The organism is Devosia sp. (assembly GCF_024707125.1).
Taxonomy (GTDB): Bacteria; Pseudomonadota; Alphaproteobacteria; order Rhizobiales; family Devosiaceae; genus Devosia.
The window spans coordinates 749,906-762,926 of record NZ_JANQAH010000007.1 but is presented as its reverse complement, the minus strand read 5'-3'; the positions used below and the strand labels follow the sequence as shown (position 1 = coordinate 762,926).

Here is a 13,021-nt window from a genome sequence, read left to right as displayed (position 1 = left end):
TTTCTTACCCACTCTCTGTCACCGGGCGCAGCGCGCAGCGCCGGGTGAGGGGCGTTGCGCGCAAATGCCCCACCACCCCACGGTGTCATCCCCGCGAAAGCGGGGATCTCTGTTTCCTCGGACACGCCCTCACTTCGATCGTCACTACCGGGCTCGTCCCGGTGGTCCACGCCGCCGCACGCTGGATGGTGGCTCCCCTGAATCATCCGCTTGCTATCACTTTTCCCTTTTCCACCACCCCTCGCAACGCAAGCCTCCCATCCACACCCGCCGGTTGCCTCAACTCGCCAAGCCCCCTAAACCACCCAAGCCGAAAAGACGTCGCCGGTTGGTATCCCGGCCCGCATCCGCGGTTTCGACGCTTCCGCGTCCCACAGGCACCATACCTTCAACCCTGAAGATGGTGCTGGCCGGGACTTTTCTCCGTCAGCCTCTTCACCGACGGAACCTCAATGCCCAAGAAAACCCTCTTCCTCGCCCAGCTCTTCATCACCTTCGGCATGGCCTTTTCCATGTCCGGCATCATGGGCTTCATCTCCGTCGGCCCCGATTTCCTCTCCCACTGGCCGCTGAGCTTCATCACCGCCTGGCCCATCGCCTTCATCATGACCCAGGTCGTCACACCGCTCGCCTTCAAGCTGGCGCACACCATCGCACCCGCCCCGAGCGCCTGACACGTCACCCCGGCGAAAGCCGGGGCCCATCCTGAGATGACAGGCCTTCATCAAACCTCTACAGCACCACGATATCGGCTAGTTCCCTCCCGCCGTCGATCACCCGTGCCCGTCATCCTCCGCTACCTCATCATCCTCGCCATCGGCCAGAATATCGGCTGGGGCACCGTCGGCCTCCTCGCCGTACTCGGCAGCACCATGGCCGCCGATCTCGACATGCCGCAGCCGGTCATCTTCGCCGGCACGTCGGTCTTCTACGTCACCATGGGCCTCTGCGCCCCGCTCCTCGGCTCTGCCTTCATCCGTTTTGGCGCCCGCACCCTGCTCGCCGCCGGCTCCCTTATGTCCGCGCTCGGTTTCATCCTTCTCGCGGCCAGCCACGGCACCATTCCCTATTTTCTCGCCTGGGCCATCCTCGGGCCTCGCGGGCTCCGCCTCCCTCTCGACCGCCTCCCACATCGCCCTCAACGAGGCCCTCGGCGCCCGCGCCAAAAACGCCATCGGCCTCCTTATGCTGGCCTCCGGCCTCTCCGGCACCATCTTCTGGCCCACCACGGCCTATCTCGCCGGCCTCACCGACTGGCGCACGATCTGCCTGATCTTCGCGGCTCTTCTACTCTTCGCCGCAGCCCTTTACGCCCTCGGCCTCCCGCGCCCTCAAACCGCCGCCGCCCCTCCGGCCAAAACCACGGAACCCGCCGCCGCCCCGGCACAAACCACCTTTTACCTCGTCGCCGCGGCGATCGCGCTCAACGCCTTCGTCACCTTCGGCTTTTCCGCCATCCTGATCGAGCTGTTGAAAAGTCTCGGCGTCCAACCAGACCTCGCCGTTGGCCTCGCCTCCTCCCTCGGCATCATCCAGGTCGCCGCCCGGGCCCTCGATCTTCTCGGCGGCACCCGCTGGGACGGCCTCTCGACAGCCCTCGTCGCCGCGCCGGCTCTCGTCCTGTCGCTGATCCTGCTGCTGGTCTTCGGCGCCTCATGGGGCGGCGTCGTCAGCTTCATCGTGGTCTACGGCATCGGCGCTGGTGCCCTGGCCGTCGCGCGCGCCACAATGCCACTCGTCTTCTACGACAAGGCCGAATACGCCCGCGCCCTGACGCGCATCGCTCTGCCGCTCAACCTGATCTCCGCCGCCGCGCCTCCAGCGCTCATCGCGCTGCTAGACGGCATCGGTCCTCAAGCTGTTCTCATCGCTTCGTTGGTTTGTTCAGGTCTGGCGCTGGGGCTTCTAGTTCTGCTCAACCAGCGTCGACCGACCTAGATCGCCCCGATCGGCAATGCAGAAACCACCGTGCCCGCTTGCTGCCCCGGATCGAACTCCGGCTGCACAATCAGCGCATCTGCTGCCGCCAGCGACGATGTATGCCCGCTATCCGTCTCATTGATCGGCAACAATCCTGTCACGCCATCGCGCACCAAAACCCGTGCCCGCATAAAATGCCGCCGCGCCGTATTGGGCGGCGTCGGCCCCAGCAGCGGCAATCGCAGCGGCTCCACATCCGCCAGACCCAGCCAGTGCCGTAGCGCCGGCTTCACAAAAAGCTCGGCCGTCACCATGGCCGAAACCGGATTGCCCGGCAGCCCGAACACCAGCGTCTTGCCGCGCGCGCCAAACATCAGCGGCTTGCCCGGCCGCATATTGATCCGCCAGAAATCCAGCGTCACGCCGTGGTCCAGCAGCGCCGCCTGCACGAGATCATGCTCGCCGACACTGGCCCCACCTGTGGTCACCACCACATCAGGCTCGCTGGCAAAAATCCGCTCCAGCACCGCATCGAGATCTTCGCGTCTATCCCGCGCAATCCCGAAATCCGTCACCACCTCGGCAGAAGGCGCCAACGCCGCCGCCAGTCCAACGCTATTGGAAGCCACAATCTGGTCCGGCCCCAATGCCGTCCCCGGCAGCACCAGCTCATCACCCGTCGCCAGCAGCGCAATCTTCGGCCGCCGAGCGACAGTCACAATTCCCGCATTTGCCGCCGCAGCGACCGCCACCTGAAACGCCCCCCAACCGCGTCCCACGCTCGAGGATCGTCCGGCCAACTGCAAAATCATAACCCCGCGGCCGCACGCTATGACCAAGCCGGGCAGGGGCCGTAAACCGAACAAAATCCCCGTTCCGTTCCGCCTCTTCCTGCATGATGACGGTATCGGCACCCTCCGGCACCGGCGCGCCGGTAAAAATCCGCACCGCCTCGCCGACGCCAACCGCGCCGGCAAAACCGGCGCCCGCCTGCGACATGCCAACAATCTTAAGCCAGACGCCCTCGGCCACGTCGGCCGCCCGCATGGCATAGCCATCCATGGCGCTCGCATTGAACGGCGGCTGGTCATGGCTCGCCACCACCGGTTCGGCCAACACGCGCCCCGCCGCCTCGGCCAGTACAACACTCTCGCCAACCACATCCGGCACTCGTGCCAGAATGCGATTCAACGCTTCATCAACCGGAAGCAGGCTCATGATTCTCTTCGATAATCGCCCGATTTGCCGCCCGATTTCTCGATGAGGCAAATGTCTGAAATCACCATGGCCCGGTCGAGCGCCTTGGCCATGTCGTAAAGCGTGAGGGCCGCGGTCGTCGCCGCCGTCAGCGCTTCCATCTCGACGCCTGTCTGCCCCGTTGTCTCGGCAACAGTACGGATGAGAATGGTCGTCTCAGTCTCGCCCTCGATCTCCACACTCACCTTGGTCAGCGGGATCGGATGGCAAAGCGGAATGATGTCGCTGGTTTTCTTGGCGCCCATGATCCCGGCAACGCGCGCCACAGCCAGCGCATCGCCCTTCTTGAGCCCACCACCCAAAATGGTCGCAATCGTCTCGGCCTCGCCGCTCAGCCGCGCCTGCGCCACTGCCCGCCGCCGCGTGATCGCCTTCTCGCCGATATCGACGATATGCGCCTCGCCCTTGGCATCGAGATGGGTCAGGCGCCGCTCGCTCATCAGCGCACCGTCTCGGGCACGCCCTGCAACAGCGCCCGCGTCGCCGCCACCACATCGTCCTGCCGCATCAGGCTCTCACCTACGAGGAACGTGCCGATTCCGGCCTTCTCATCGAGCATGCGCACATGGTCATGATTGACGATGCCGCTTTCGCTCACCAGCAGCACATTGCTAGGCACGCCCACGGCGAGCTGCACCGAAGTGTCCAGCGTCGTCTCAAACGTCCTGAGATTGCGGTTATTGATGCCGATGAATTTTGAATCCAGCGCCAGCGCCCGATCCAGCTCGAGCTGGTCGTGTACTTCCACCAGCGCATCCATGCCCCATTCTTCCGAGGCATCGAGCAGATAGCGCGCCACGTCGTCGCCGACCGCCGCCAGAATGATCAGAATGCAGTCCGCCCCCCAGGAGCGCGCTTCCGCCACCTGATAGGTCTCGAACAGAAAATCCTTGCGCAGCACCGGCAGCTTCGTCGCCGCCCGCGCCTCGATCAGATAGCTCGGCGAACCCTGAAAGCTCGGCCGATCGGTCAGTACGGACAAGCAAGCCGCCCCAGCCGTCTCATAGTCCCGCGCAATCTGCGCCGGATTGAAATCGGCCCGAATGAGACCCTTGGACGGGCTCGCCTTCTTCACCTCGGCGATCAGGCCATATTGCCCCTTCGCCCGCTTGTCCTTCAGAGCCTTCAGAAAACCACGCGGCTTGGGCTGGTCATGCGCCTGGGCAACAACCTCCGCCCAGGGTCGCATCGACTTTGCCGCCGCGATTTCCTCGCGCTTATAGGCTTCGATCTGTTTGAGAATGTCGGTCATGCATTCTGTCCGTTGGAAACGGCCACGATCTTGGCCAGGGTCTGTTTCGCCGCGCCACTGTCGATGGCTTCCTTCGCCATGGCAACGCCTGATTTGAGATCGTCCGCCTTGTCGGCCACGATCAGCGCCGCGGCGGCATTGAGCAGCACGATATCGCGATAAGCGCCTTCCGCGCCGTCAAACAGCGCATGGATCGCCGCGGCATTCTCCTCAGGCGTCCCCCCGAGAATATCCTTCAATTCGTGCCTTTTCAGCCCCGCCTGTTCCGGCGTCACTTCAAAACTGCGCAAATCGCCATCGGCAATCTGCGCCACAAAGCTCGGCCCAGTCACGGTCAGCTCATCAAGCCCGTCACTTCCATGCATCACCCAGGCCTTTACCGCCCGGTTTGCCAGCAGCGCCGCCGCCACCGGCTCCACCCACTGCTCGGAATAGACCCCAAGCACGTAGCGACGCACGCTCGCGGGATTGGACTGCGGCCCCAGCAAGTTGAACATCGTCCGCACGCCGAGTTCAGCGCGGGCAGGGCCCACATATTTCATCGCCGGATGATGCGAAGGGGCAAACATGAAGCCGATCCCGGCCTTCCTGATGCATTCGCCAATCTGCGCCGGCGTCAGGTCGAGTTTTACGCCGAGCGCCTCAAGCGCCTGCGACGAACCCGATTTGGAAGACAGCGCCCGATTGCCATGCTTGGCCACCGGCACACCCGTCGCCGCCACGACGAACGAAGCCGCGGTCGAAATATTCAGCGTGCCGACGCCATCGCCACCCGTGCCGACAATATCGACGGCATCCTCGGGCGCATCCACCGGCACCATCTTTTTCGCGCATGATCGAAACCGCGGCGGCAATCTCGCCCACGCTTTCGCCCTTGATGCGCATGCCCATGAGGAAGGCACCGAGCTGCGCCGGCGTCGCTTCCCCTTCCATGATCAGCCGCATCACCGAGCGCATTTCCTCGCCCGCGAGATCACGCCCTTCGGAAATCTTGTGCAGAGCCTGCTTGATATCCATCACGCGGCCCTCTGCCCGTTGAAGTCACGGGCAATGTTCAGAAAATTCTGCAGCAGCGCATGGCCATTTTCCGAAGCAATGCTTTCCGGGTGGAACTGCACCCCATGCAGCGGCAGCGTCTTGTGCTGCATCCCCATGATCAGCCCATCATCCGTCGTCGCCGTCACTTCCAGCACGTCCGGCAGCGTCTCTGCCTTGACGATCAGCGAGTGATACCGCGTCGCCTCAAAACCCGCATTCAATCCCCGGAAAATACCCTTTCCGGTATGGTTGATCTTGCTGGTCTTGCCATGCACCAGATGCGGCGCGCGAATGACGTCGCCGCCCAGCGCCTGGCCCATGGCCTGATGTCCCAGGCACACGCCCAGCATCGGAATCTGCCCCTTGAACCGGTCGATCACGGCAAGGCAAATCCCCGCCTCGGTCGGTGTGCACGGCCCGGGCGACAGCACGATCGCCTCCGGCGCCATGGCGGCGATTTCTTCAAGGGTAATCTTGTCATTGCGACGCACGGTAATCTGAGCGCCGAGCTCGCCCAGGAAATGGACGAGATTGTAGGTAAAACTGTCGTAGTTATCGATGACGAGGGTTTTTGTCATTTTGGGGCCTTCTCCAATCCACGGTGTCATTCCCGCGAAAGCGGGAATCTCTGTTTCAGAGTTGACCCCGCCATCGATTGGAGATCCCCGCTTTCGCGGGGATGACGCCGAGTGCTTCCACACTCACCGTGTCATTCCCGCGAAAGCGGGAATCCCTTGCTTCAAAACACACAAAACTCACTGTCCCACTCCCGCTTCGCCGGCATAGCGTAGCGCTTCTTCTGCCGCGCTGAAAAGGGCACGCGCCTTGTTCTCGCATTCGAGCTGTTCCAGCTCGCGCTGGCTATCGGCGACGATCCCGGCGCCCGACTGCACATAAAGCTTGCCGTCTTTGACGATCCCGGTGCGCAGCACGATGCAGGTATCCATGGTCCCATCGGCACCAAAGTACCCGACGCAACCGCCATAAATCCCGCGCCGCGACTTTTCGAGTTCGTCGATGATTTCCATCGCCCGCACCTTCGGCGCACCCGAAACCGTGCCCGCGGGGAACCCCGCCGACAGCGCATCCACAAAGTCATATTGCGGATCGAGCTTGCCCACGACATTCGAGACGATGTGCATCACGTGCGAATAGTATTCGAGGAAGAACTTGTCGGTCACCTTAACCGAACCCGTCTCCGCCACGCGACCCACATCATTGCGCCCAAGATCGAGCAGCATCAGGTGCTCGGCCAGTTCCTTCGGATCGCTCAGCAGTTCCGCCGCCAGTTCCTGATCCCGCGTCGGCGTCGCCCCGCGCTTACGCGTGCCGGCGATCGGCCGAATGGTCACTTCGCCGTTCTGCACCCGCACCAGAATTTCCGGGCTCGACCCGGCCACGGCAAAATCCCCGAAATCGAGGAAGTACATATAGGGCGAGGGATTGGTCCGGCGCAGCGCCCGATAGAGCGCCGTCGGCGGCAACGTAAAATCGGCCGAAAACCTCTGGCTCAACACCACCTGAAAGATATCGCCCGCCGCGATGTAGTCCTTCGCCCGGGCCACCATCTCGAAATATTCTTCGCGCGAGGTGTTGCTGGTCACCTCGATGGATTCGAGATCGGGCAGGGCAGGGGTCGCCGGCAGCGCCCGACCCAGTCGCGCAATCGCATCGTCAATCCGCGCTTCCGCCGCTTCCAGCGCCTGCCGTGCCGAAACCCCGGCTTTCACATAGACCGGCGCCGTCAGATAAAGCTCGTCCTTGACCGTATCGAAGATCGCCAGCAGCGACGGCCGCATCAGCACAGCTTCCGGAGTCTGCAGATCGTCCGGATTGCTGTTGGGCAGCACTTCCATGTAGCGGACCATCTCATAGCCGAGATAGCCATAGATCCCGGCCGATTGCGGCGGCAGCCCCGGCGGCACTTCGATCTGGCTTTCTGCCACCAGCCCGCGCAGCGCGTCGAGCGGTTTTTCCGTCATCACCTCGAAGGCATTGGGATCAAGCTGCGCCTGCCGATTGACGCTCGCTGTGCCGTCCTCGACCCGAACGATCAGGTCCGGCAGCAGGCCGATGATCGAATAGCGCCCACGCGTCGTCCCGTCCTGCACGCTTTCGAGCAGGAACGAGTGGGTCCGTTCCTGCGCCAGCTTGAGATAGGTCCCGATGGGCGTTTCGAGATCGGCCACGATGCGACGCCAGACGATCTGCGATTTGCCGGCTTCATATTGCTCTGCAAAACGCGTGGAAAAATCGTCGCCCATCGTGGTCTCTACGGTTGGTGGTAAAGCGGCTCGGTTCTATTGGCCGAAGTTGAGAGTTAGCAGTTGCTGCAGCGCCTGCTGGTTGATCCTCAGGCCTGCATCATCACGCACAGCACCGACGAAGTCGCCATAGACCCCGCTCTTGGCTTCGTTCTGCAGGTTGTCGGCTGCCGCGGTTTCCAGCGGTTCGGTCGGCACGGTGTTTTCCACCACCTCGAAGACGATGAACTCGCCCGTGCTGCTCACCACCGAGCCCTTGTGCTCCGGTCCGCCATTGAACGCGGCCTGCGCAATGACGCTATCGATGCTGCCATCATCCGAGCCGAAGCGCGAGAAGGGCGGCGAAAGCTGCGGGAAGAGGTTCAGCGTCAGCGCCAGGTCGGCCAGCGTCGAACCACCGTTGAGCTGGCCAACGATTTCTTCGCTCTTGGCGAGCAGCGCATTATTGGTCCGCTCGGCAATCAGCGTCGCGGTCAGGTCTTCGCGCACTTCGTCCAGCGTCTGGTCGCGCGCCGGCAGCACTTCGACGAGATCGAAGAACACATGCGCATTGCCGCTCAGCGGAATCGACGGCGTCAGCTGGCCAGCGGTCGCCTTGAAAATGGCCTGGCTCACCTTGGTGCGCTCTTCGGCCTGCAGGTTCGGCAGGATTTCCAGCTGCGTGCCGCCCGAGGTCACGTCGGCCTCATAGAGATCGAGCCCAAAACGCTCGGCAATTTCCGTCAGCGGCCGGAAGGCTGCGCGGAGTTCTTCGATCTGGTCGAGAATGTCGTTGATTTCGTTGCGAGCCGCAGCCATCGACAGCGAGGTCACGATCTGCTCGCGCGCTTCTTCCAGCGTTGGCTGGCCGGCTGCCTCGATCGCGGCAACGTGCACGGCGCGCTTGCCGGTCACGCCGTCGATCAGCGTCACACCACCTTGCGCAAGGCCAAAGGCAGCGGTCGCAAGCGCCGTGTCCGTCACCTGCGCCTGGGTCAGCGTACCAAGGCTCGTCGCCGTCAGGCCGTTTTCGGTCAGCAGCGTGGCAAAATCCTTGCCCTCAGCAAGGCCAGCCTCGAAAGCGGTATGCTGCTCTGCATTGAGCACGACCTGCTCGATAGTGCGCTTTTCCGGCGTCGTCAGCGTCGCCTTGATGCGTTCATATTCGGCGACAATCGCGTCTTCTTCGATCGTCTTGGTCGCAGCGAGCGAGGCCAGCGACAGGTCCAGCATCTGCACTTTGCGAGTTTCCACCGTGCGGTACTCGGCCTGGTGCTCGGTGAGGTAAGCCGTCAGCTCTTCCTCGGTCGGGGCAGCCGGCGTCTCGATATTGGCATCGGTCAGCGTGATATAGTCGATCGTGCGCTGCGTACCGGCATAGTCGTTGATCAGGCCCTGGGCCACGTCGGGCAGGGTCTTTTCGGCAAAGAGCGCCGAGATCAGCTGCTCGCGCTTGGCTTCATTGCCGCGCGTCTCGAAATATTCGGACTCTGTCCAGCCGCTGGCCTGCAGAACCTGCGTAAAGATCGCCGGATCGAAATTACCCAGCGTCCCCTGGAAGGACGGGTCGGCGCGCAGCATCTCGCCCAGCTTTGCGTCAGAAACGCCAAGCCCGAGCTGGTTGGCGAGCACATTCATCGCCTCGCCCTGCGAAATGTTCATCAGCACATAGGTCGGCAGACCCATGGCCTCGGCTTCAGCCACGGTCGGCACGCGGCCGATTTGGTTGGCAAGGTTGTTCGCCTGGGTCTGGTAGGCCCGCAAGAATTCGCGAGAGGTGATTTCCTGGTCGCCCACGCGTGCCACGGTATTGCTGCCGAGATCGGTGATCACGTTGTTGATACCGAAGCCGGCTACACCCACTAGCAGAAATGCCCCCAGGATTTTCCCCGGCCAGGATTTTGCAAAGCTACGCAAACCATCGAGCATTTCGAACGTTCCAGTTTGGGGTCTGAGGCTTTACCCGAAGGGTCACCTGAGACTAGTAAGACTTTCCGACAGCCGGGGTTAGGGCAAAGCCCACTTTGGCGCAAGAGGCAGGAGTATCTAGATTGACCACCATCTCACCGCTGATCGCCGGCAATTGGAAGATGAACGGGGTGTCCCAGTCGCTCGACGAGCTGACTGAACTGGCCCATTTGCTCACGACTGGCGAGGCTCCACGCGCTGTTGTCGTCATCTGCCCGCCGGCGACCCTCGTTGCCGCCGTCGCGGCGCAGGGTGCATCCAGCGGTATCATGGCCGGTGGCCAGGATTGCCACGCCAATGCGTCCGGCGCCCATACCGGCGATATTTCCGCCTATATGCTGGCTGACGCCGGCGCCCAGTTCGTCATCGTCGGCCATTCCGAGCGCCGCGCCGATCACGGCGAAACCGATGATCAGGTTCGCTCCAAGGCCGAAGCTGCCATCGGCGCTGGTTTGAAGCCGATCATCTGCGTTGGCGAAACCGAGGCCCAGCGCGATGCAGGCCAGGCCGAATCCGTCGTCGCCGCTCAGCTCGCGGCCTCCATTCCCGATGGCGCCGGTCAGCACGAAGTCATCATCGCCTATGAACCCATCTGGGCCATCGGCACCGGCCGTACCCCCAGCAATGACGACATCGCCCAGATGCATGCCAGCATCCGCGCCCGCCTCGTCGAGCGCTTCGGTCCGCGCGGCCAGGAATTCCGCATTCTTTATGGTGGTTCGCTCAAACCCGTGAACGCGCGCGAAATTCTCGCGGTCGAAAACGTCAATGGCGGGCTCGTCGGTGGTGCCAGCCTCTTGGCAAAAGACTTTTACACCATTATCTCCGCGGTATGACCGGACGGCATAGGCGGTTGTCGCGAATTTCGCGGCAACGGTCTGGCCTTTGCCGTTTTAGGCGTGTATGACGCCGCATCCTTTCTGACTGACGCGAAGACCAAGACCTCATGGCGAACGTCCTTATTGTTGTCTATCTGCTGATCGTTGTGGCCCTTATCGGCGTCATCCTGATCCAGCGCTCCGAAGGCGGCGCGCTTGGCATCGGCGGTGGTGGCGGCGGCGGCCTCATGACGGCGCGTGGCTCGGCAAACCTCTTGACCCGCACCACGGCAATCCTGGCAACCCTGTTCTTCGCCACGGCCATTGGCCTGACCATTCTCAATGAGTTTGATCGCGGCACGTCGAGCATTCTCGATAGCGCCACGACCACCAATGAAGATGGTACGGCTCCGTCGAACGTTCTCGATGCGCTGAACGCGCTGCAGGGCGACTCGACCTCTGATCTTCCGGTTCCGGCCGACGCTCAGGCTCCTGCTACGACGCCCGCTCCGGCTACGACGCCCGCTCCGGCTACAACTCCTGCGGCTCCCGCGCCGACCAGCGACCTGCCGGTCCCCGCGGCAACCCCGGAAGCTTCGCCCGCGGCTCCGGAAGCTTCTTCTGAAGCGACCCCGGAAGCTTCTTCCGAAGCGACCCCGGAGGCTCCGGCCCCAGCGACTGGTACGCAAACGCCGGCTACGACAACCGGTAACTAAAGCGCCGAAAGGCGACCGCCGAAAAAGGGGATGGAAACATCCCCTTCTTCTTTGTGTGGACCGCATCATGCGGCTCTGCGAATCGTTCATGATGTGCTTATGGTGATCGCCCATGGCTCGGTACGTTTTTATCACCGGAGGCGTGGTTTCCTCCCTTGGCAAAGGTTTGGCTTCAGCGGCGCTTGGCGCTGTGCTGCAGGCGCGCGGCTATAAGGTCCGCCTGAGGAAGCTCGACCCCTATCTCAATGTGGACCCCGGCACGATGTCGCCGACCCAGCACGGCGAGGTCTTCGTGACCGACGACGGCGCTGAGACCGACCTCGACCTCGGCCACTATGAGCGCTTCACTGGCCGCGCGGCCAACAAGCGCGACAACATCACCTCGGGCCGGATCTACTCCGACCTGCTCAGCAAAGAGCGCAAGGGCGAATTCCTCGGCGCGACCGTGCAGGTCATTCCGCACGTCACCGACTCGATCAAGAATTTCGTCCTCGAAGGCAACGAGGATTACGATTTCGTCCTCGTCGAAATCGGCGGCACCGTCGGCGACATCGAAGGTCTCCCGTTCTTCGAAGCCATCCGCCAGCTCGGCAACGAACTGCCGCGCAACCACGCCGCTTACCTCCACCTCACCCTCATGCCGTATATTCCCTCGGCCGGTGAGCTGAAGACCAAGCCGACCCAGCACTCGGTCAAGGAGCTCCGCTCCATCGGCATCGCCCCCGACGTGCTTCTGGTCCGCTGCGATCGTCCGATTCCGGAAGGCGAAAAGAAGAAGCTCTCGCTCTTCTGCAACGTCCGCGAATCCGCGGTCATCCAGGGGCTCGACGTCGCCTCGATCTACGATGTGCCCGTCGCCTATCACAATGAAGGCCTCGACCGCGAAATCCTCGCAGCTCTCGGCATCACCGATGCGCCCGAGCCGGACATGTCCGCTTGGGACGAAGTCTCCCGCCGCTATCACAACCCCGAAGGCGAAGTGAACATCGCCATCGTCGGCAAGTATACCGGCCTCAAGGACGCCTATAAGTCGCTCTCGGAAGCCCTGACCCACGGCGGCATCGCCAACAAGGTCAAGGTCAACCTGCAGTGGATTGACTCCGAAGTCTTTGAACGCGACGATCCGGCCCCCTATCTCGAACACGTCCACGGCATCCTCGTGCCCGGCGGTTTCGGCGAGCGCGGCTCTGCCGGCAAGATCGAAGCGGCCCGCTTCGCCCGCGTAAAAGACGTGCCCTATTTCGGCATTTGCTTCGGCATGCAGATGGCCTGCATCGAAGCCGCCCGCAACACCGCCGGCATCAAGGCCGCATCTTCCACCGAGTTCGGTCCCACCAAGGAGCCGATCGTTGGCATGATGACCGAATGGGTCAAGGGCAACGAAACCGAGACCCGCGACTCCTCTGGCAATCTCGGCGGCACCCTGCGCCTCGGCGCCTATCCTGCCCAGCTCACCCGCGGCTCGCGGGTCGCCGACATCTACGGCTCCACCCGCATCTCCGAGCGCCATCGTCACCGCTACGAAGTGAACATGGACTACCGGAAGCTCCTCGAAAAGAATGGCCTGCTGTTCTCCGGCGTCTCGCCTGATGGCAAGCTGCCCGAAATCGTCGAGCGCACCGATCACCCGTGGTTCATCGGCGTCCAGTTCCACCCGGAACTGAAATCCAAGCCGTTCGAACCCCATCCGCTGTTCACGAGCTTCATCGCAGCAGCCATGGATCAGAGCCGGTTGGTCTAGGGCTCCGCGCCTTCCGATGCTGATAGCTCCGTCGCCCCAGTAGCCCTCATGGTGAGGTGCGCAGCGAA

The 13,021-nt window shown here is 62.8% G+C and carries 13 protein-coding genes and 1 pseudogene; 5 read left to right on the top strand and 9 right to left on the bottom strand.

What is annotated here, in order from left to right:
• The first annotated feature begins 452 nt into the window (after positions 1 to 452).
• Complete coding sequence (locus tag NVV77_RS08975) at positions 453 to 674, top strand: DUF2798 domain-containing protein (RefSeq protein WP_295412239.1); 222 nt, start codon at positions 453 to 455, stop codon at positions 672 to 674.
• 99 nt (positions 675 to 773) lie between these two features.
• Here the strand turns inward: NVV77_RS08975 and NVV77_RS21950 are convergent, their stop codons facing one another.
• Positions 774 to 1,055 carry a hypothetical protein gene (locus NVV77_RS21950; RefSeq protein WP_367178605.1) on the bottom strand — a complete coding sequence of 94 codons (282 nt, stop codon included), beginning with the start codon at positions 1,053 to 1,055 and terminating at the stop codon, positions 774 to 776.
• Positions 1,056 to 1,185: 130 nt separating this feature from the next.
• Between NVV77_RS21950 and NVV77_RS21945 the strand changes: the two genes are divergently transcribed.
• Entirely contained in the window at positions 1,186 to 1,938 is a 753-nt protein-coding gene (locus NVV77_RS21945) for a hypothetical protein (RefSeq protein WP_367178604.1), read from the top strand.
• Here the strand turns inward: NVV77_RS21945 and NVV77_RS08965 are convergent.
• The 8 genes and pseudogenes from NVV77_RS08965 to NVV77_RS08930 form a co-directional block, all read right to left on the bottom strand.
• The gene (locus NVV77_RS08965; RefSeq protein WP_295412238.1) at positions 1,935 to 2,639 is read right to left on the bottom strand and encodes a molybdopterin molybdotransferase MoeA; all 705 of its coding nucleotides are present in this window, start codon (positions 2,637 to 2,639) and stop codon (positions 1,935 to 1,937) included. The genes NVV77_RS21945 and NVV77_RS08965 overlap by 4 nt on opposite strands.
• Complete coding sequence (locus NVV77_RS08960) at positions 2,593 to 3,138, bottom strand: hypothetical protein (protein WP_295412236.1); 546 nt, start codon at positions 3,136 to 3,138, stop codon at positions 2,593 to 2,595. Before NVV77_RS08960 ends, NVV77_RS08965 begins: the two co-directional genes overlap by 47 nt.
• A complete protein-coding gene (moaC, locus tag NVV77_RS08955; RefSeq protein ID WP_295412235.1) occupies positions 3,135 to 3,617 on the bottom strand; it encodes a cyclic pyranopterin monophosphate synthase MoaC in 483 nt (160 codons plus the stop codon). Before moaC ends, NVV77_RS08960 begins: the two co-directional genes overlap by 4 nt.
• On the bottom strand, positions 3,617 to 4,429 hold the full coding sequence (gene trpC, locus NVV77_RS08950; RefSeq protein WP_295412233.1) for an indole-3-glycerol phosphate synthase TrpC: 813 nt from the start codon (positions 4,427 to 4,429) through the stop codon (positions 3,617 to 3,619). Before trpC ends, moaC begins: the two co-directional genes overlap by 1 nt.
• Positions 4,426 to 5,386, bottom strand: a pseudogene (gene trpD, locus NVV77_RS08945) (anthranilate phosphoribosyltransferase). Before trpD ends, trpC begins: the two are co-directional and overlap by 4 nt.
• Before the next feature lie 59 nt (positions 5,387 to 5,445).
• A complete protein-coding gene (locus NVV77_RS08940) occupies positions 5,446 to 6,045 on the bottom strand; it encodes an aminodeoxychorismate/anthranilate synthase component II (RefSeq protein WP_295412232.1) in 600 nt (199 codons plus the stop codon).
• 177 nt (positions 6,046 to 6,222) lie between these two features.
• Positions 6,223 to 7,731: an anthranilate synthase component I gene (gene trpE, locus NVV77_RS08935; protein WP_295412230.1), complete on the bottom strand. Its 1,509-nt coding sequence runs from the start codon at positions 7,729 to 7,731 to the stop codon at positions 6,223 to 6,225.
• A 36-nt stretch (positions 7,732 to 7,767) separates the two neighbouring features.
• The gene (locus NVV77_RS08930) at positions 7,768 to 9,639 is read right to left on the bottom strand and encodes a peptidylprolyl isomerase (protein WP_295412228.1); all 1,872 of its coding nucleotides are present in this window, start codon (positions 9,637 to 9,639) and stop codon (positions 7,768 to 7,770) included.
• Between the two features lie 122 nt (positions 9,640 to 9,761).
• Here NVV77_RS08930 and tpiA point away from each other — a divergent pair, with 122 nt between their 5' ends.
• The 3 genes from tpiA to NVV77_RS08915 all read left to right on the top strand — a co-directional run bounded on the left by tpiA (position 9,762) and on the right by NVV77_RS08915 (position 12,953).
• Positions 9,762 to 10,514, top strand: coding sequence for a triose-phosphate isomerase (gene tpiA / locus NVV77_RS08925; protein WP_295412226.1), 753 nt, complete (start codon positions 9,762 to 9,764; stop codon positions 10,512 to 10,514).
• Positions 10,515 to 10,624: 110 nt separating this feature from the next.
• Entirely contained in the window at positions 10,625 to 11,212 is a 588-nt protein-coding gene (secG, locus tag NVV77_RS08920) for a preprotein translocase subunit SecG (protein WP_295412224.1), read from the top strand.
• A gap of 112 nt (positions 11,213 to 11,324) precedes the next feature.
• A complete protein-coding gene (locus NVV77_RS08915) occupies positions 11,325 to 12,953 on the top strand; it encodes a CTP synthase (protein ID WP_295412222.1) in 1,629 nt (542 codons plus the stop codon).
• Positions 12,954 to 13,021: the final 68 nt, after the last annotated feature.